Annotated in this window: 17 protein-coding genes and 2 tRNA genes; 5 read left to right on the top strand and 14 right to left on the bottom strand. The window is 49.3% G+C overall.

Going from position 1 to position 18741, the window contains the following annotated elements:
- From FT643_RS12495 to FT643_RS12485, 3 genes are all read left to right on the top strand, one after another.
- Positions 1–1037 (top strand): serine hydrolase domain-containing protein (locus FT643_RS12495; RefSeq protein WP_156871728.1); only part of this gene is annotated, 1037 nt, incomplete at its 5' end.
- Between the two features lie 232 nt (positions 1038–1269).
- Positions 1270–1689, top strand: a complete 420-nt coding sequence (locus tag FT643_RS12490) for a hypothetical protein (RefSeq protein ID WP_156871727.1) — start codon at positions 1270–1272, stop codon at positions 1687–1689.
- Positions 1690–1932: 243 nt separating this feature from the next.
- Positions 1933–3120, top strand: a complete 1188-nt coding sequence (locus FT643_RS12485) for a fatty acid desaturase (RefSeq protein ID WP_232340158.1) — start codon at positions 1933–1935, stop codon at positions 3118–3120.
- Between the two features lie 95 nt (positions 3121–3215).
- Here FT643_RS12485 and FT643_RS12480 read toward each other — a convergent pair whose 3' ends face one another.
- The 3 genes from FT643_RS12480 to FT643_RS12470 form a co-directional block, all read right to left on the bottom strand.
- A complete protein-coding gene (locus FT643_RS12480; protein ID WP_156871726.1) occupies positions 3216–4400 on the bottom strand; it encodes an acetyl-CoA C-acyltransferase in 1185 nt (394 codons plus the stop codon).
- 178 nt (positions 4401–4578) lie between these two features.
- On the bottom strand, positions 4579–6099 hold the full coding sequence (locus FT643_RS12475; RefSeq protein ID WP_156871725.1) for a hypothetical protein: 1521 nt from the start codon (positions 6097–6099) through the stop codon (positions 4579–4581).
- A 339-nt stretch (positions 6100–6438) separates the two neighbouring features.
- Positions 6439–6711 (bottom strand): hypothetical protein, encoded by a 273-nt coding sequence (locus tag FT643_RS12470; RefSeq protein WP_156871724.1) that lies wholly within the window; start codon positions 6709–6711, stop codon positions 6439–6441.
- 584 nt (positions 6712–7295) lie between these two features.
- On the opposite strand from FT643_RS12470, the gene FT643_RS12465 reads away from it, so the two are divergent.
- A complete protein-coding gene (locus FT643_RS12465; protein WP_156871723.1) occupies positions 7296–8210 on the top strand; it encodes a CE1 family esterase in 915 nt (304 codons plus the stop codon).
- 68 nt (positions 8211–8278) lie between these two features.
- The gene (locus tag FT643_RS12460) at positions 8279–9754 is read left to right on the top strand and encodes a DUF3237 domain-containing protein (RefSeq protein ID WP_156871722.1); all 1476 of its coding nucleotides are present in this window, start codon (positions 8279–8281) and stop codon (positions 9752–9754) included.
- A 93-nt stretch (positions 9755–9847) separates the two neighbouring features.
- On the opposite strand, the gene FT643_RS12455 is transcribed toward FT643_RS12460, so the two are convergent.
- The 11 genes from FT643_RS12455 to uvrB all read right to left on the bottom strand — a co-directional run bounded on the left by FT643_RS12455 (position 9848) and on the right by uvrB (position 18725).
- A tRNA-Pro gene (locus tag FT643_RS12455) sits at positions 9848–9924 on the bottom strand.
- Between the two features lie 110 nt (positions 9925–10034).
- Positions 10035–10397 (bottom strand): MerR family transcriptional regulator, encoded by a 363-nt coding sequence (locus FT643_RS12450; RefSeq protein WP_156871721.1) that lies wholly within the window; start codon positions 10395–10397, stop codon positions 10035–10037.
- Positions 10375–10680, bottom strand: coding sequence for an integration host factor subunit alpha (gene ihfA / locus FT643_RS12445; protein WP_156871720.1), 306 nt, complete (start codon positions 10678–10680; stop codon positions 10375–10377). The genes FT643_RS12450 and ihfA overlap by 23 nt, the downstream gene beginning before the upstream one ends.
- Before the next feature lie 2 nt (positions 10681–10682).
- Positions 10683–13061, bottom strand: a complete 2379-nt coding sequence (pheT, locus tag FT643_RS12440) for a phenylalanine--tRNA ligase subunit beta (protein ID WP_156871719.1) — start codon at positions 13059–13061, stop codon at positions 10683–10685.
- A 67-nt stretch (positions 13062–13128) separates the two neighbouring features.
- Positions 13129–14145, bottom strand: a complete 1017-nt coding sequence (gene pheS / locus FT643_RS12435; protein ID WP_156871718.1) for a phenylalanine--tRNA ligase subunit alpha — start codon at positions 14143–14145, stop codon at positions 13129–13131.
- A 101-nt stretch (positions 14146–14246) separates the two neighbouring features.
- Complete coding sequence (gene rplT / locus FT643_RS12430; protein WP_156871717.1) at positions 14247–14606, bottom strand: 50S ribosomal protein L20; 360 nt, start codon at positions 14604–14606, stop codon at positions 14247–14249.
- A 30-nt stretch (positions 14607–14636) separates the two neighbouring features.
- Positions 14637–14831: a 50S ribosomal protein L35 gene (gene rpmI / locus FT643_RS12425; RefSeq protein WP_156871716.1), complete on the bottom strand. Its 195-nt coding sequence runs from the start codon at positions 14829–14831 to the stop codon at positions 14637–14639.
- 60 nt (positions 14832–14891) lie between these two features.
- Positions 14892–15443, bottom strand: coding sequence for a translation initiation factor IF-3 (gene infC / locus FT643_RS12420; RefSeq protein ID WP_411267812.1), 552 nt, complete (start codon positions 15441–15443; stop codon positions 14892–14894).
- 24 nt (positions 15444–15467) lie between these two features.
- A tRNA-Val gene (locus FT643_RS12415) sits at positions 15468–15544 on the bottom strand.
- Positions 15545–15607: 63 nt separating this feature from the next.
- Positions 15608–16615, bottom strand: coding sequence for an NAD-dependent epimerase (locus FT643_RS12410; protein ID WP_156871714.1), 1008 nt, complete (start codon positions 16613–16615; stop codon positions 15608–15610).
- Between the two features lie 97 nt (positions 16616–16712).
- A complete protein-coding gene (gene uvrB / locus FT643_RS12405; protein ID WP_317622014.1) occupies positions 16713–18725 on the bottom strand; it encodes an excinuclease ABC subunit UvrB in 2013 nt (670 codons plus the stop codon).
- Positions 18726–18741 lie beyond the last annotated feature (16 nt).

Below are 18741 nucleotides of genomic sequence, written 5' to 3'. Positions count from 1 at the left end.
AATCGAAGCAATTCATTACCGTGCGGCAGCTGCTGTGTCATGAAGCCGGCTTATATCACATCCGCGAGATGATCGACGATGCGGAGCGGATGATGGACTGGAATTTCATGACCACGGCCATTGAGCGGGCTAAAACGATACATGAACCCGGCGCGACTAACGGCTACCACGCCTTCACTTATGGCTGGCTTATCGGTGAGCTGATCCAACGGGTCACCCACAAAACCTTTGCCGAAGTGCTTGAAGAAATGGTGACCATCCCCCTGGGGTTGGACGGTCTTTTCGTAGGCCTGCCCCCTTCGGAAATGAATCGCCGCGCCGAGCTGGTTAATAACGTAGGAAAAAATAACCCGAACGCAATGCGCTTTGAAAGACGCACTCAGCACCTGCTAATGAAAGCACTCACCGCAGGTTTAAAAGTCGCGAACATTGACCTGGATAAATCCATATCAGCGTTAGTGCCGAAAGGCGCAATGTACCTTGATTTCAACAGTCCGGATTTTCTTGGCTCCTGCCTGCCTGCGGTCAATGGCATGTTTACCGCGCGCTCCCTGGCAAAACTTTACGCTGTTTTGGCGAATGGCGGACAACTGGATGGTACCCGCTTAATTTCGCGGGAATCCATGAATGAAATAATGCAAATCCAAAATCGCACAATGGGCGACGTTATTCCCCTACCCATGCACTGGCGGCTTGGATACCACCGTGTATTTGCGCTAGGTCGCCCCACCTCCCTTAGCTTCGGGCATTTCGGATTCGGCGGCTCGGGGGCCTGGGCAGACCCTATACGGAATTTATCGGTCGGCTTCACATTAAATAACGGGTTCGGCACTCCCTTTGGAGATACCCGCATGCTACATATTACCAATTCCGTGATCAGAGCCGCTGAAAAGCGTTACCTTTATCCGGATAGCGAACAGATTTCCGGGATCGGCCCGTTTTTTCCCCGTGATCGAAAGATTAATTACGGCGCAGCTAAAAAAATTGTCAGTGGTGTTCTACCGCGGCGCCGGCGCAACGACGTATCGGTACTGTAAGCAACAATGCATTCCGCCTAGCCATCGGCAATGCATTCGCTTGATCACCAAGTGGCCCTCTACCCGAACCGTTAGTAAGTTAAGTTCGAAATTAGGGTTAACATTCTAATTTATTTGTATACCTTCCCACTCGTTGTGCAATGACACAGGTTGCGGTAATGGAACCTAACACCTGCAGTAATCACAACCACATCAATTTTAAGCCATCACCAACCTGATGAGGGAATATAAAATGAGCGAGTTTTCGGATCGCGTTAAAGACCAAGTGGAACAGTTTAATTCTTCTGTTGACCAGATCGTAAATGCTTACCGTGGTCTTTACACCAAGATCAAGGAAGAGAGTAACAAGCAGTTCGAAGAATTGGTCAAAACAGGCGAACAACAATTAAGTGCCGAAGAATCTTTTCTGGCGCAGCTTAAGAAAGACATCACTACTCCGTTTGATGACGTCAAAGGTTCTCTGGATCAGATTAAAAATGCGTATGTTGGCCTGGTAGTAAAGGCACGCAACAGCGGCGAACAGTACTTTGATGAGCTGGTAGAACTGGGCTCAAGCAAATTGACCGAACTGAAATCTGAAATTAAAGACGAGATCGAAGAAGTAAAAAAGCCTAAAGCCTCGAAGAAATTAGAGGCAGAAGAAGCAGAATAAGGTATTTTCGCATCAGAGCGGACATAAAAGCGGCTATTTAGCCGCTTTTATCCTGCTAACCCTCTCATAAATATACGCTTTTCCCTCCCCGCCTTTATCAATTAGTCAAATTCAAATATTGGTAACAGAGACTTGGTATATACGTTAGAATCAAGTCTCATATTTGACGATCAGTGCAATTTCAGGATCGTCTGAGGCTATACTGTTAACAACCATTACAAAATATTTGCGAGAAAGTAGTCTATGCCAGACATTAACCAAGGCATGCGGGAAGACGCACCTATCAACTGGGTCCCGGCAATCATCTTCAGCAGCACATTCCTAATCGCTATCACAGCCGTTCCTCTTTATGGTTTCCTGGTGGGCTATGACTGGGTGGAAATTGTCACCTGTATCGTCATGGTGGCCTTTTGCGGGTTCTCGATCACAGGCGGTTACCACCGTCTTTGGTCTCATCGAGCCTATGATGCCAACCCCTTAGTACGCGCGTTTTTTGCTTTTTGGGGAGCCTGTGCTCTACAAAACACCATATTGATCTGGTGCTCGGGTCACCGCCGCCACCACCGTCACGTGGATGATGTCGACAAAGATCCTTACTCCATAAAGCGCGGATTCTGGTTCGCCCATATAGGCTGGATGTTACGCAATTATAAAAGCAGTGATGTTGACCTGGCCAATACCCAGGACCTGCAACGGGACAAGATCGTTATGTTCCAGCACAAATATTATGTCCCTTTGGTCGTCGCATCCAATATCGGCGTACCCGTGGCGCTGGGCATACTCAATGGCGATGTATTAGGCATGCTATTACTGGCCGGTGTGTTACGTCTGGTCATTAGCCACCATGTCACTTTTTTCATCAATAGTCTTTGTCATACCTGGGGCAAACAGCCCTACACCAGCACCAACACCGCCAAAGATAACTTCTTCCTGGCCCTGGTAACCTACGGTGAGGGCTACCATAATTTCCACCACTACTTCCAGACCGATTACCGCAATGGAGTCCGCTGGTGGCAATTCGATCCTACAAAATGGATGATCGCTTCTTTATCCTGGATCGGCATGACGTCTAATCTGAAACGAGTGCCCAGCTTTAAAATTCAGGAAGCATTGGTTCATATGCAATTTGAAAAAGCCCATAAGCAATTGAACCTGAGCCGCCTGCCAACCCCCAACGTAGAAGCGCTGCGTCAAACGCTGGAAAGTGAATATCAACAGTTTTCAAAAACCCTGGCCGACTGGAAAGAGCTGCATGGACAGTGGGTTCAACAAAAACGCCAGGAATTTGAAGAAAAGAAACAGGAGCTGCAGGAAAAATGGCAACAGGCCACCGTGCGCACCCGCTTCCTTGAAATGGAATACAACCTGAAAATGCAGCGCAAGCGCTTGCAGATGTTCAGCCTGAATTTCGCAACGGCTCACTCGTCATAAAGGTGTGTTAGCAAACAATTCTTAGGCAGCAAAAGGTTGGCTAAATCAACCTTTTGCTTTCTTATCCTGCGCTATATCAAGCCAACCGACGCCGGTTAAGCAACTTCAAATAATCCGGCCGCCCCCATACCACCACCGATGCACATCGTCACTACCACGAACTTCGCACCTCGACGCTTGCCTTCTATCAAAGCATGACCCACCATTCTGGCACCAGACATACCATAGGGATGGCCGATTGAAATGGCACCGCCGTTTACATTCATGATCTCGGGGTCGATTTCCAGCTTATCCCGGCAATACAGCGTTTGAACTGCAAATGCTTCGTTTAATTCCCAAAGGCCGATATCATTAATAGTAAGACCGTGAATCTTCAGCAGCTTAGGAATCGCGTAGATAGGCCCTATTCCCATTTCTTCCGGCGCATTTCCCGCAACCGCCATACCTCGGTAAATACCCAGTGGGGACAAGCCACGCTGCTCTGCCAGTTTAGACTCCATCAACACACACGCAGAAGCACCGTCTGACAGCTGGCTGGCGTTGCCCGCAGTGATCACTCCACCTTCAACCACGGGTTTGAGTTGAGCGAGTGACGCCAAGTCGGTTTGAGGGCGGTTACCTTCATCCTTGGATAAAGTCACCTGCTGGTAACTCACCTCTTTGGTTTCTTTATTAAGCACAGCCTGTTCCGCGCTTATAGGTACAATCTCATCGTCGAATTTACCGGCTTGCTGCGCTGCAGCAGTCCTTTGTTGTGAGCTAAGGGCGTACTCGTCCTGCGCTTCGCGGGAAACCCCGTATTTCTTCGCTACATTCTCAGCCGTAAGTAACATCGGCATATACGCATGCTCGGCGTGAGCAATAACGTTCGCATCTTCTTCTGCTTTCACCCACTCAAAATATTTATTCTGAACCGCACTTATATTTTCCTGGCCACCGGCAACACACACATTCATACCATCCACAATGATCTGTTTAGCGGCGGTTGCTATGGCCATCAAACCCGACGAACATTGGCGATCCATGGTCTGGCCGGAGGCGGTTACGGGGAGCCCAGCAGCCAAGCTGGCCGTTCTCGCCAGGTTGTTACCCGCTGTACCGGCCGTCAGTACTGCCCCGATGACCACGTCATCTATTTCTCCGCCATCCACACCGGAACGAGCCACCGCATGCTGAATAGCATGCCCCATCATAGTGGGTGACTTGATGTTATTTAAGGATCCACGATACGCGCGACCGATCGGGGTTCTCGCAGTGGAGACAATTACGGCTTCTTTCATTGGACATTCCTCTGATTTTCGAAACGATAAGTTTATAAGAATATTCTACGGAAGGTTGACCCAACAAGTCAGGCAATCAGGCCAATTCCGATTAAACCATGAGCGTTGAAATACGCCTGAGATACAGAAACGTCTACCGAAAACGTCGACAAAACCAATGCAACGCCCTATCGGGCTACTATATTCGCTCGATTTCAACCATATGTAGCGTAATGGAACGAGACTTTGCCTTCAGGTTAACGACCGAATCAGAGTTCCCCTGTGAAAATTCAATACTGCGCTGAATCCACTTTTGTGTATTTTCAAGTTGTATACGCTGTTCCTTCCCAAACGCTTTTACTGCCAATACGCCCGTTCCCCGGTCAAGGTAAGTTACCGTCAGCTTTCTCGTCGTGCCTGAAAGACTCTCAATGAACCCTTTATCAAACTCCACGTCAATGGACTTACCTGCTGACAAGCTTCGCGCCCAGGCACCGAAACGAACACTCTGATCACCCAACTGCTGGGGCGGGTTGTAGCGCAAATCCCGAGGTTTAAAATGTTCTGACGCCGGTACCGGCTTCGCGAGAAACGTATAATCACCTTTTAAATGCAACCCTTCCCTGAACGCAATCCAAGCACCGGGAGACGTTTGGGGTCGAGCATGATAACCCGCGTATTTACGGGCAAAATCAAATGCGGCCATAAACTCCGGGTCGTGGCATCGCTCTATATCAAGGCCATACACGGCCAAATAGCTTACGCCCAGGTTCAGGTCAGAAAGAATGCGCCAATAATTGAATTGAGCGAACGTAGACCAGCGTTTATCTTTCTTAGTCCCATGGGTACCGTCGGCTGCGGCCCAGGACTCGGCGTAGCAATCGGTAATCCCTGTCCTGCACCATTGCAAAAAAGGCCCGTACCGAGCGTTTTCATCACCTTTGTAACGCGGCTCCATTTCTGCGCCGGTTTGGTAGACCCCGGCTATACCTTTAGACAAAGCGTCCTCTATCGTCGGTGACGTTGCCGCAGTCATACGCAGAAATAGCTTATATTCAGGCGGAAAATACGTTAAGTAAGCTTTGTTGATCCGCTCAACATAATCTTCGTTCTGCGTGCTTTCAAAATCAACCCATTTGACGCCGCGGGGAACCTTCCACTCCGCTTTCGGCGGCATGTCTTTCACAGATATAGAATGTTCTGTCCCCACCTTGTTGTAATTCATACGTATACCGAGGATATGATCAGAGTAAGCCGCTTTCTTGAGGTGCTTCGACAACGCAATGAGAAACTTTTCGTATTGATCTACGTAGTACGGGTGCCAGTACATTAATGTACCGTCTTTGTCTTTAATCTGGTGTGAGTGTGGCACTGAATGGTAAGGCACCCTTTGAAACAAAAACGCCGGTTTGCGGTTTCCATTGATTTGCAAGGTTACTTTAATATCCAAATTATCAAAGTAAGCAAGATGCTTATCCAGCTTACCCCAATCATACTCGTCCTCACCGGTGTGCAGTGATTTCCACTGCAGCATAACTTGTCCACCATCTATAAAATCCAGAGAATACTGATCAGCACCAGTGGCCCAGATTAAATAAATTCCACCATAGGGGTTTTTAGCGGGGGCAGAGGCGGAAAACAAAAGCGCCAGGCAACACAACGCTAACCGCACGCCAAAACCGGTGCCACGACAACAACTGCTTTCTGAAAGCTCCCTCACTCACTTACTCCGGATAACGACTTCGTACTTCCTACTCTAACGACCAACCAAAATCGGTTCAATCGGCTGACGGAACATAAAAGATGCCACTGGTAAGCAGAATAAGGAAAAAACAGAGAATAATAAAGAAACCTTCCCCGGAACAAGCTTCCCTAAGGGAAGCTTTGCACCGGAAAAGTAGTGCCATCCTGGCCAGGCATCCCTGCCTGTAGCAACAGCCGCTGGGTAATAGCGCTGCCATACTCCTATGGCTTTGTCACCTGCCAACACTCCGTGATCAGCAAATTCCTTAAGCCATTTAGATCACCATATCCCTATGGCGTGCGAACCCGGACCATATTAGCTTTCGGGAAGCTCTTCACCTTCCTCAACGGAAGATGGATGACTAACGATGTAATCCCTGTACTCTTCCAAGCTGAGCACTTTATCTTCGTTAGAATCGATCTCAGAGAAATAATGGCTGATGTTGTTATCATCGGCTTCTTCCTGAGAGATGTGCATGTCGTCATTGTTATCCAGGCTATCGAAATCGGTATCGATCTTTTCAACATCACCTGCCATTGCAAAGGTGGACAGTGTTGCTGCTGCTGTGAAAATCATTAACTTTTTCATATCAAAAACTCCTTTCGAATCTACAAATTCCATATCGTAAATGAAATTACACCGGCCAAATCGCCTTGTCCTGCATTTTGAAAATTCAGCTCCAGCCTACTTATCAAAACCGCTTTTTGGCCTTACTAGTAACAAAGCAACTGGCGTGCCAGGTTTTCCAACGCAAAAAACCGCGAAATTCAGGCCCAAATCAGGTGGAATCGGTTAAATAGTTTGGCTTCTTAACCAATCAGAAGAAAACCAACGGATAGGATTTCAAAATCATTGTAAGAATGAAAAATTGCCACGCGAATACGCCGCTGGATTTTTTTCTGAGCTGAATTTCATCAGTTTCGCTCAACGAATCCTCACCATTTTGTACAACCCGGCTATTCTGGTTGTTTCACACTACCGCTTTGTCCCTTCAGCCAACTTGTTTAGAGAAACACGATCAACCACCATAGTCCGGCATTCCCGAAAGGAATGCGCTTCCACTGAGCGGGACCGGATCTCACCCTTAATCAGCATCAAAATCCCCATCGCATTTTTATCCAACCGGTGAACGGAACCCGACCACTTTCTTAGCCCAATGGAGCCATTACATCATGATAAAACTCACCCTCCCATTTGCCTGCATTCTGTTTGGACTAATAAGCAGTGCCAGTTACGGAATTAATCGTGACCCCACCCCGACACCTCCCACGGACCCGGTTGAAGGTGAAGCCTGTAATAACCCGGACAACCAGTTACGCCCTGGTGAAACAACCCGGCGCATTACCATCGACGGGCAAACCCGCCAATACATTCTGAATGTTCCGAACAGCTATGACGGGACCACAGAGGTTCCTCTGTTACTCGATTTTCATCCGCTGATGTCGAGTTCGGAATACCAATCCAGCAACTCCGGAACGAATGCCCTTTCAGAAACAGCGGGCTTTATTGCTGCCTATCCTGACGGTGTCGATGATTCGTGGAATTTCGGACCCTGCTGCACCGAATCAAGAGAGGTGGACGATGAAAAGTTTGCCCGTGCTATTGTCGACGAACTAAAAGATGAGGGCTGCATTGACGACAAGCGCGTCTACGCCATGGGATTTTCTAATGGTGGCGGAATGTCTCACTATCTGGCTTGCGATGCAGCAGACGTATTTGCCGCAGTGGCACCCGCTGCTTTTGATTTGGTAGAGGAACGCCAGTGCAATCCGTCGCGCCCGATCTCTGTTTTTTCAACCCGCGGTCGCTTTGATTTCATTGTCCCCTATCGTGGCGGCGCGTCCAATCCCCCCACCCCTTACGACCTGGATACGATCCACTTCCTCGGTGCTGAAGGTACTTTTGCGGAATGGGGCCGAATTAATCAGTGCAGCGGTAGCCCGACCAATATCGGCAACGGCTGCCAAGCTTTTAGTGGCTGTGCAGGCGATACCGAAGTAGTGCTATGTACCAAATCGAGCGGCGGGCACAGTGGCTGGGATGCCAACGAAGCCTGGAACTTTCTAAAAAATAAACACATGCCATAGACTGACTGTGAGGGGAATGCGCTAACAAACCGCATTCCCCTTTTAGGTAGGGGCAAGGAACCGCGACTATGAAATATCAAAAACTCTTTTTTCTCCCGCTGCTGACCAACACATTACTACTCAGCCTATCCGTCCAGGCTGACGTTGTGTATCAGCCTTCATTCAGCAATGGCAATGATGGCTTTTCGCTGGAGGGACGCAGTAGTATCAACGGCGGTGGCATACGACTGCAGGGTGGCTCTACTATCGCCCGAGTGCAATCTCCAGTTATTGAGGTGAGTGACTACCAGCATCTGGTTCTGTCATACAACCGGGCGACCAACCGTCTGGACCCGGGTGAAGCGGCTGCAGCCCAGATTTCCGTAAACGGTGAAGATTTCGCAACCCTCGAATCTGTTCGCGATGAGAATGGAAAGGTTACGTTTCCTATCACACATTCTGCGGACATCAACACGGTGGCGTTACGTTTCTCCCTGAACGCAAGCAGCTTTTTCGAGAGCTATAACGTCAGTGACATCACCCTAGAAGGAGACGCGGAAAATTGTGGAGAAGAATGTGATCCCGTCGAACCGCCCGAGTCAGGTAACCATAAGGTTATCGTGCCGGATTCGAGCTGGACTTGTTCGGCCCCCGAAGGCATTCCCGACCCCACAACCGGTACCCTGGTTTTTAAAACCACTTTATCTGCGGGCAATGTTCGCGATATCGGGATCACACCATACGGTCAACGAAAGGTTACTCCCGTGAATGGCGGGCAAATTCAAGCTGCTGATTTTGGTAGTCCGCCACTCTCCGGGGACGTACAAGACAACGCACTGGACGTAGACCTGCATTTGCCCAGTGGTGCCGTTGAGCACGAAAGCCGCTACGTCATTACCACTTCGGATCGCACGCTTATCTATATGCGAAATTGTGGCGTCGCTGATGCCGACAACATTCGGTTTGTTGCTGATTTTGAAGCGCCTGATAACAGCCGCTATGCCTGGCTTAACAATGGGCGCTATATCGGTGTACGAAAGGTGAATGGTAAAAGCATTGACCTGGAAGTCTATACCGACGCGTCTACCAGACCGAATGATCGGCGCGTGCAGGTGCTCGCCGACAACGATGTCCGCCAACAAACCTGGGAATGCCCTACACTGTCTCCCGCCGTATCCGCAGGCGATTCAGTGATGACCCTACGGGTCGGAATTGCTGGATTCCAGAGTGTGGGTGACTCTAAGTACGGTTCGCGCCGAATCATTGGCATTACCGGCGGCAGTTTCAGTGGCACTATCAATGGCAACGTAAATCCAGGCGGTGCGGATTACCAGCTCACTCGGAATGGTGAGCTCAGTCTGGAGGCGCGCTACACCATAGAACCGGAAAACGGAGAACCCATCCTGGTCCGAAATTGCGGTGACTACGGGAGTGGCGACTTAACATGGCCCTTATTCGAAGCCGCCACTGACAGCGAATACAATTGGCTCAATGACACTGATTTCGTCGGTACCATCACTCCGGGCTTGGGCCGGGTAACCATCGAAGTATACGACCGACAATAACGCCCGAAGCAGGATGATCATATAAATTTCAGGCACAAAAAAAGCCCGCTACTGCGGGCTTTCCAGGATATTGTAGGGAGTTTACCCCGAATTTGGTCGGAACGGCAGGATTTGAACCTGCGACCACCACACCCCCAGTGTGGTGCGCTACCAGACTGCGCTACGCCCCGAATCTCTTTATTTTCAGAAGGTTAGAGAATTACTCACCCTTCAAAGAGGAGGCAAATAATACAGCATCCAAGCTGATTATCAAACGGTTTTTTGTACTCAGCAGCTCACCTTAGTGATGATCTTTAAGTACAAATAAAACATCTTCCAGCTCAGTGATCATTTGCCGTATGAGCTGCGAAGACTTGGTAATATCGATATGAGCATCTTCACCAGTCAACTTTTGACGGGCGCCACCAATAGTGTAGCCCTGGTCATATAACAGACTGCGAATCTGACGAATCATTATAACGTCCTGTCGCTGATAATAACGCCGGTTACCCCGTCGCTTCACCGGCTTCAATTGGGTGAACTCTTGTTCCCAGTAACGTAAAACATGGGGTTTTACGTCACACAGATCGCTCACTTCCCCAATCGTAAAATAGCGCTTCCCCGGTATTGCTGGTAGTTCGTTATTGTTGCTTGCTTCCAGCATAGGCTTCCACTCGTTGCTTCAACTTTTGACCGGGACGAAACGTAACAACGCGTCGCGCCGAAATAGGAATTTCCTCGCCGGTCTTGGGGTTTCTCCCTGGACGCTCCCTTTTATTCCGCAAATCGAAATTGCCGAATCCAGAGAGTTTTACATGCTCGTTTGATTCAAGGGAAGCCCGAATTTCTTCGAAAAACAGTTCTACCATTTCTTTGGCTTCACGCTTGTTCAACCCAAGTTCTTCGAATAGCTTTTCAGCTAAGTCAGCCTTGGTTAACGCACTCATCCTCATTCCCTCAACGTGACATTGAACAGTTCTTTGAGGCGCGAAACCACCCGCTCCACTAATGGGTTGATGTCTTCGTCCTGCAAAGTCCGGTTCGGGTCTTGTAGCGTGATTCCAAAAGCAATGCTCTTTTTGCCTGCTTCCAGATTATCACCCTGGTAGACGTCGAACAGCACGAGTCCGGTCAACAAATCGCCAGCCATTTCGCGCACATTTTTTAGTATAGACTGTGCTGAAATCTTTTCATCAACTATTACTGCAAAATCGCGCCTAACTTCCGGATATTTCGACAATTCTTTGAACTGGGGCAAGCTACGGCACCGAATTCCGTCTAAAGCTAACTCATATAGGAAAGCTTTCTGTGGTAAATCCAGGCTTTTCTGCACGCTCGGATGCAACGCGCCCAGGAATCCGACCACCTCATCACCGCGCTTAATAACAGCTGTCTGGCCTGGATGTAAAGCAGGATGAGCCCCACTTTCAAAGCGATAAACATGCTCTCCACCGGTCAAAGCCAACAACGCTTCTACATCGCCCTTGGCATCGTAGAAGTCGACCGGGCGGGCTTTTCCGAACCAGCTTTCATCACTCTCTCCACCGTAAAGTAAACCGGCCAGATAATCTTTTTGCTGTAACCCGGTTTCCTCCTGCAGAAAATTTAAGCCCCGTTCAAAAAGCTTCAAGCGAGGTTGTTGGCGATTAATATTATAACTGGCCGTTTTCAGTAAACCGGCCCACAACGTAGTGCGCATCTCAGACATATCCGCTGAAATCGGATTGGCCAACGCAACCGAGTGTTGCTGTGGTGTCAGCAGCTCAATGTATTTTTTATCCACAAAACTATAGGTAATCACTTCCTGATAGCCACGGTCTACCAACACAGTTTTCAACTGTGAAACGGGAATCAAAGACTCTTCACGGGGAGGTGAAAACGCATCCAGAATCGGCATGGAAGTAGGTAGGTTATCGTAACCATAAACCCGCCCCAATTCTTCGATTAGATCCACTTCCAGGCGAATATCAAATCGGTAGCTGGGCGGTACAATGTGCCATCCGTTTGTCGTGGACACCATATCCATCCCCAAGCGCCCGAGAATGTCCTCAATGTCGTTATCCGGTATGTCACAGCCCAAAATGCGATTGATTCGATCGCGACGCAATTGAATGGAATGCAGGTGCGGGATATTTTCGGCACTCATGACTTCGATCAACGGTCCGGCGTCGCCACCCACGATATCCAGCAACAACGCAGTTGCTCTCTCAATGGCGTGACGCTGTAACTCGAAATCAACGCCGCGCTCAAAGCGATGGGAGGAATCAGTATGCAGTCCATAACGACGCGCTTTACCTGCGATGGCAATAGGGTCAAAGAATGCACTTTCCAGGAAGATCGATCGAGTTGATTTGCCGACCCCGGAACCTATACCACCCATCACCCCCGCCATGGCTAACGGACGTTCCTGATCCGCAATAACCAATACATCAGAAGCCAATGTTATCGTCTGACCATCCAACAAGGTGAGCTGCTCACCCTCGTTTGCCATACGTACGTGAATACCGCCCTTTAATTGGTGTAGATCGAACGCGTGCATCGGTTGACCTAATTCCAGCAACACGTAATTTGTCACATCCACCACGGCGTCAATCGAACGGATACCGCTGCGTCGCAGCCGCTCTACCATCCATACCGGGGTTGGCTTTATCAGGTCGACACCCTGCACCACCCGGCCTACATAACGCGGACACTGCTGTGCGGCGGCCACTTCCACTTTAAAAGTGTCATTAATGGTTTGCTTTACTGGCCTGCAAATCACAGGAGTAACATCACACCGGTTCAGCACGCCAATTTCCCTCGCCAAACCGGCAATGCCCAGACAATCCCCTCGATTAGGCGTCAGGTCAACGTCGATTGCTTTGTCATCCAACGCCAGATAGCTTTCGATAGAGCGCCCTATTGGCGCCGTTTCGGGTAATTCCATTAGCCCGTCGGAAGATTCTTCCAGGCCTAACTCCTGGGCGGCGCACAACATGCCAAACGATTCGACACCGCGCAATTTCGCACGTTTAATTTTAAAGTCGCCAGGTAATACCGCGCCGATCTTAGCACAGGGAATTTTTATTCCGGCGCGCGCATTAGAGGCGCCACACACAATTTGCAATGGTTCCGCGTCCCCTGCATTCACCAGGCAAACCTGCAGCTTCGCTGCATCCGGGTGCCGTTCAGTGCTGATAATTTCAGCTACCACGACTCCGCTAAATTCACCGGCGACCGGTTCAACACTGTCCACTTCCAAACCTGCCATGGTTATCTGAGCCACCAGCTCGTCAGTACTTAACGCCGGGTTAACCCACTCACGGAGCCACTTTTCACTGAAGCGCATGTCTATTTTCCCCTGATTCTTTTACTTAATTTGCGTCGGTTAATATCGTCTTCTTTCCATTGACCTGCTAACGAAATTGCCTGAGAAACTTCAGGTCATTTTCAAAAAACAAACGCAAATCATTGACGCCGTATCGCAACATCGTGAGGCGTTCGATACCGATACCGAAAGCAAAACCGGTGTACTTTTCTGAATCCACTTTAACGTGCTCAAATACTTTCGGGTGCACCATGCCGCAACCCAGGATCTCGAGCCAGCCAGTATGACTGCAAACCCGGCACCCATTGCCTTCGCACATAACACACTGGATATCCATTTCGGCAGACGGCTCTGTAAACGGAAAGTAAGAAGGCCGAAACCGCACATCCAGATCTTTTTCAAAGAAATCACGAAGAAAGGCCGCCAGAATGCCTTTCAGATCAGCAAAGGTTATATTGGTATCCACCAACAACCCCTCTATCTGGTGAAACATCGGAGTGTGGGTTAAGTCGGAGTCGCAACGATAAACACGTCCCGGACAAATGATCCGGTACGGGGCCTCACTGTTTTCCATGGTTCGAATCTGCACCGGCGAGGTATGTGTACGCAGCAGGGTTCCTGCGTCGAAATAAAAGGTATCGTGCATCGCGCGAGCCGGATGATGTCCCGGTATGTTCAAAGCCTCAAAATTATGGAAATCATCTTCGATCTCCGGGCCGTCTTTCACTTCGAAGCCCATGGATGCAAAAAAGGACTCAACCCGCTCCAGAGTTCGGCTCACCGGGTGCAATCCGCCCGCGCCCGAATTCCTGCCCGGCAAGGTGACATCCACCTGTTCACTGGCAAGCTGCTCCAACAACGCTTTTTCAGCCAGAGCATCCTGGCGGGCTTTTATCGCGGTTTGCACCTGCTCTTTTACCTGGTTAATCTCTGCACCTGCCGCTTTTCTTTGATCCGGCGCCAGCGTACCTAACGTTTTTAGCTGACTGGTAATCAGCCCTTTCTTGCCCAGATATTGAACCCGGACCTGATCCAATTGAGCGACCGAGTCGGCGCTTTCTATTTCAGCTAATGCTTGCTGTTGAATGCTTTGCAGGTGTTCCATGACGATTCCCAAAAAATAAAAAAAAGGGGAAGAGCCGAAGCCCTTCCCCTATTCTATGCTTGATTTGTCACCTCGATGTGACGGTGACTCATCCGCTGCGTTTAGCTGGAAAGACTGGCCTTCGCCTTCTCTGCTAACGCGGCAAACGTTGCCTGATCATGGACGGCGATATCAGCCAGGATTTTACGATCCACTTCCACTGACGCTTTTTTCAGTCCGTTAATGAAACGACTGTAAGACAAACCGTTCATGCGGGCTGCGGCATTAATACGAGTGATCCATAGTTGACGGAACTGGCGCTTGCGCTGACGACGGTCGCGGTAAGCGTATTGCCCGGCTTTGGTTACGGCTTGCTTGGCAACGCGCAATACGCGACTGCGAGCACCATAATAACCTTTGGCCTGCTTCAGGATCTTTTTGTGACGACGAGATGCGGTTACACCGCGTTTAACTCTAGGCATTGTTTAAACCTCCAAATTCCTGATCCAGCCTTACACGTAAGGCATCATGCGTGCAACCAAAGCCACATCGGACTTATGCACCATGGACATGGGTCGCAACTGACGAATCCGCTTGGAATTCTTTTTGGTCAGAATATGACGTTTGAAGGCTTGTTTTCGCTTGAAACCGTTGGCGGTTTTTTTAAAACGCTTGTAAGCCCCACGGTTGGTTTTCATTTTTGGCATAATATGCTCCGCATTGCTGCATATAAAGTAAATAGTATAAAAACAAGCTTAAGCGAAAGCTTATTTTTTCTTTTTCGGTGCAATAACCATAGTCATTTGACGGCCTTCCATTTTCGGGATCTGCTCCACGGCACCCATTTCAGCGAGGTCGGCTTCGATGCGTTTCATCATCTCCATTCCTAACTCCTGGTGCGCCATTTCACGACCACGAAAACGCAAGGTAATCTTGGTTTTGTCACCGTCTTCAAGGAACCGTTTCAGGTTGCGAAGTTTTACCTGGTAGTCCCCATCCTCAGTTCCCGGGCGAATTTTGATTTCTTTCACCTGGGTCTGTTTCTGCTTCTTACGGGCTTCAGCTTGGCGCTTCTTCTCTTCGAAGATGTGCTTACCATAATCCATGATCCGACAAACCGGTGGCTCAGCATCGGGAGCGATTTCAACTAAATCCAATTCTGACTCCGCGGCAACAGCCATTGCCTTCGCGATGTCAACAATCCCTATTTGCTCTCCGTCTGCCGCTACCAACCTAACCTCAGTACAGGTTATATCATCGTTGATGCGATTTTTTTTCGATGTGGATACGGGGCGTTTGCTGCGCTGCTTAATAGGTATTCCTCCTGGCCCGTTAATAGAATTTGGTAGGCATGATCGGATTCGAACCAACGACCCCCACCATGTCAAGGTGGTGCTCTAACCAACTGAGCTACATGCCTGTTACAGTTAGGCGCGCAAAAATACCACTGCGCTCCGCTAAGTGCAAGTCAAGATTTCAAAAATCAGACTTGATAGAAGTCCTTGTACCAATCTACAAAGTTCTTAACGCCGGTCTCTATCGGCGTATCCGGACGATACCCCATATCAGTGACCAGATCATCTACATCGGCATAAGTATCCGGTACGTCACCAGGTTGCATAGGTAGCAGATTTTTCTCAGCTTTTTTGCCAAGACACTCTTCCAACACTTCGATGTAGCGCAATAGTTCAATTGGCTGATTGCTACCTATATTATATAGGCGATATGGCCCCTTACTGGTTGCCGAGTCGGGCTTGTCACCGGTCCAGTTCGGATTAGGCACCGCTACATTATCCAGCGTGCGGACCACCCCTTCCACGATGTCATCCACATAGGTGAAATCGCGCCGATGATTGCCGTAATTAAAGACGTCAATGGGCTTACCTTCCAGAATCGCTTTGGTGAACAGAAACAAAGCCATATCCGGACGGCCCCAGGGACCATAAACCGTAAAAAATCGCAATCCGGTTGTTGGTAAATTAAACAGGTGGCTGTAAGTATGGGCCATCAGTTCGTTGGACTTTTTTGTGGCCGCATAAAGAGACACCGGATGATCCACATTGTCGTGCACCGAAAACGGCATATTTGTATTGGAGCCATACACAGAGCTGGTGGATGCATAAACCAGATGCTCAACCTTGTTGTTACGGCAATTTTCCAGAATGTTTATAAACCCAACCACATTCGCCTCAATGTAGGCGTAGGGGTTAATAATGGAATAGCGCACACCCGCCTGAGCCGCCAGATTGACCACCTTTTGAGGCTGTTCTTTCTTGAACATCTGTTCCACTGCAGACCGGTCTTCCAGCGATGCTTTAACAAAGGTGAATCCATTGCGATCCTGAAGCCGCTTTAATCTTGCCTCTTTCAATGACACATCATAGTAGTCATTCAGGTTATCCAGACCAATAACCTCATCGCCTCTATCCAACAATTTGTGGGAAAGAGTGGAACCGATAAATCCAGCCGCTCCGGTCACCAGAACTTTCATAAGATGCGTTCCTCGCTATTCAAATAGTTCGTTGTACTTCAATATTAATACTAGCTCGTAGATGCAGAATCATAGCATAGCTACCTACCCTGCCTAACTATTGGATAAAGGCTAGATCCTTCAATCGCTGAACTTCATCACGGATACGGGCGGCTTCTTCAAATTCCAGGCTTTTCGCACTCTTAAACATCTTTTGCTCAAGCTCCTTGATCATTGCCGCTACCTGACGCGGCTCCATCGAGGCAATATCCACTTTATATTCACCGCTCCGGTCAGCCACTTTCCGCAGATTTTTACGATTACCGCCCGGCGCACGAGCACCCTCCATAATATCCTCAACGGATTTTCTGATCCCGGCGGGGGTAATGCCGTTCGCTTTGTTGAACTCCGTCTGCTTGTTGCGGCGACGCTCTGTTTCGTCCATCGCCTTGCGCATAGAATTGGTTATCTTGTCTGCATAGAGTATGGCCCGCCCGTTCAGATTCCGGGCTGCGCGTCCGATAGTCTGAATCAGGGAACGCTCAGAACGCAGGAAGCCCTCTTTATCGGCATCCAGAATTGCCACCAAAGAGACTTCCGGCATATCCAGACCTTCGCGCAACAGATTAATGCCCACCAGCACATCAAACTCGCCTAAGCGTAAATCCCGGATAATTTCTACCCGCTCCACGGTATCAATATCCGAGTGCAGATAGCGTACACGTACTCCGTGCTCAGCCAGGTAATCCGTCAAATCTTCTGCCATGCGCTTGGTTAAGGTGGTTACCAGGACCCGCTCTTGTTTGGCAATGGTCGCAGAGATTTGAGATAACAAATCTTCCACCTGTGTGGTAGCGGGCAAAATCTCTATCTGTGGATCGACCAAACCGGTGGGCCGCACAATCTGCTCGATAACGGCCTGCTGGTGCTCCGCCTCGTAATTGCCCGGTGTAGCGGAAACAAAAATCGTTTGCGGACATAAGGCCTCCCATTCTTCAAACTGCAGGGGCCGGTTATCCAAAGCAGAGGGCAAACGAAACCCATACTGAACCAGTGTTTCTTTGCGCGACCTGTCACCTTTATACATGGCGCCTATCTGGGGCACCGTCGCATGGGATTCATCGATTACCACAAGCGCATTATCGGGCAGATAATCAAACAGCGTCGGAGGTGGTTCTCCGGCACCACGCCCTGAGAGATAACGGGAATAGTTTTCTATTCCGGTGCAATACCCCAGCTCCTGCATCATTTCCAGATCATAACGGGTACGTTCCCCTAGACGCTGGTGCTCCACCAATTTACTTTCGTTACTGAAGAACGCCAACCGATCATGTAACTCGGTTTTGATATTATCGATCGCGCCCACCACGGTTTCGCGGGGAGTAACATAATGGGATTTAGGATAGATCGTATAACGAGGTAAGCGCTGCAACACCTCTCCTGTCAGCGGATCAAACAAGGACAGGTTCTCTATTTCGTCATCAAACAACTCGATTCGCAGCGCTTCTCGCTCAGATTCCGCGGGAAACACATCGATGATTTCTCCACGCACGCGATAATTCGCACGATAAAAATCCGTGTCGTTACGGGTGTATTGTAGCTCCGCCAATCGACGCAGAATCGTGCGCTGATCAATCGGATCACCACGGTCCAGGTGCAAGACCATTTTCAGGTAACTCCCCGGATCACCCAAACCATAGATCGCGGACACCGTTGCAACAATTAACACATCTTGCCGCTCCAGCAACGCTTTCGTAGCAGACAACCGCATTTGCTCAATATGCTCGTTAACCGAGGAGTCTTTATCTATAAAGGTATCGGATGAAGGCACATAGGCTTCCGGCTGATAATAATCGTAATAAGAAACGAAATATTCAACAGCGTTATCAGGGAAAAACTCTTTAAACTCGCCGTACAATTGAGCTGCCAGCGTCTTGTTGTGGGCCATGACCATTGTCGGCCGCTGAATCTGCTCCACCACATTGGCGATAGTAAAGGTTTTACCGGAACCGGTGACCCCCAACAGCGTCTGATGAGAAAGCCCATCATTAAGGCCTTCCACCAGACTGGCTATGGCGGTGGGCTGATCGCCCGCCGGCTGGTACTTTGAATGAACTTTGAATTTGCGCACTGTTACCTATAAGGGG

This window comes from Ketobacter sp. MCCC 1A13808 (assembly GCF_009746715.1).
In the GTDB taxonomy this organism is placed as follows: Bacteria; Pseudomonadota; Gammaproteobacteria; order Pseudomonadales; family Ketobacteraceae; genus Ketobacter.
This window is presented reverse-complemented; position numbering and strand designations above follow the sequence as displayed.

Coding starts and splice junctions, on each gene's coding strand:
- FT643_RS12490 (WP_156871727.1), top strand. CDS start 1,270: ATGAGCGAGTTTTCGGATCGCGTTAAAGACCAAGTGGAACAGTTTAAT.
- FT643_RS12485 (WP_232340158.1), top strand. CDS start 1,933: ATGCCAGACATTAACCAAGGCATGCGGGAAGACGCACCTATCAACTGG.
- FT643_RS12480 (WP_156871726.1), bottom strand. CDS start 4,400: ATGAAAGAAGCCGTAATTGTCTCCACTGCGAGAACCCCGATCGGTCGC.
- FT643_RS12470 (WP_156871724.1), bottom strand. CDS start 6,711: ATGAAAAAGTTAATGATTTTCACAGCAGCAGCAACACTGTCCACCTTT.
- FT643_RS12465 (WP_156871723.1), top strand. CDS start 7,296: ATGATAAAACTCACCCTCCCATTTGCCTGCATTCTGTTTGGACTAATA.
- FT643_RS12460 (WP_156871722.1), top strand. CDS start 8,279: ATGAAATATCAAAAACTCTTTTTTCTCCCGCTGCTGACCAACACATTA.
- FT643_RS12450 (WP_156871721.1), bottom strand. CDS start 10,397: ATGCTGGAAGCAAGCAACAATAACGAACTACCAGCAATACCGGGGAAG.
- ihfA (WP_156871720.1), bottom strand. CDS start 10,680: ATGAGTGCGTTAACCAAGGCTGACTTAGCTGAAAAGCTATTCGAAGAA.
- pheT (WP_156871719.1), bottom strand. CDS start 13,061: ATGCGCTTCAGTGAAAAGTGGCTCCGTGAGTGGGTTAACCCGGCGTTA.
- pheS (WP_156871718.1), bottom strand. CDS start 14,145: ATGGAACACCTGCAAAGCATTCAACAGCAAGCATTAGCTGAAATAGAA.
- rplT (WP_156871717.1), bottom strand. CDS start 14,606: ATGCCTAGAGTTAAACGCGGTGTAACCGCATCTCGTCGTCACAAAAAG.
- rpmI (WP_156871716.1), bottom strand. CDS start 14,831: ATGCCAAAAATGAAAACCAACCGTGGGGCTTACAAGCGTTTTAAAAAA.
- FT643_RS12410 (WP_156871714.1), bottom strand. CDS start 16,615: ATGAAAGTTCTGGTGACCGGAGCGGCTGGATTTATCGGTTCCACTCTT.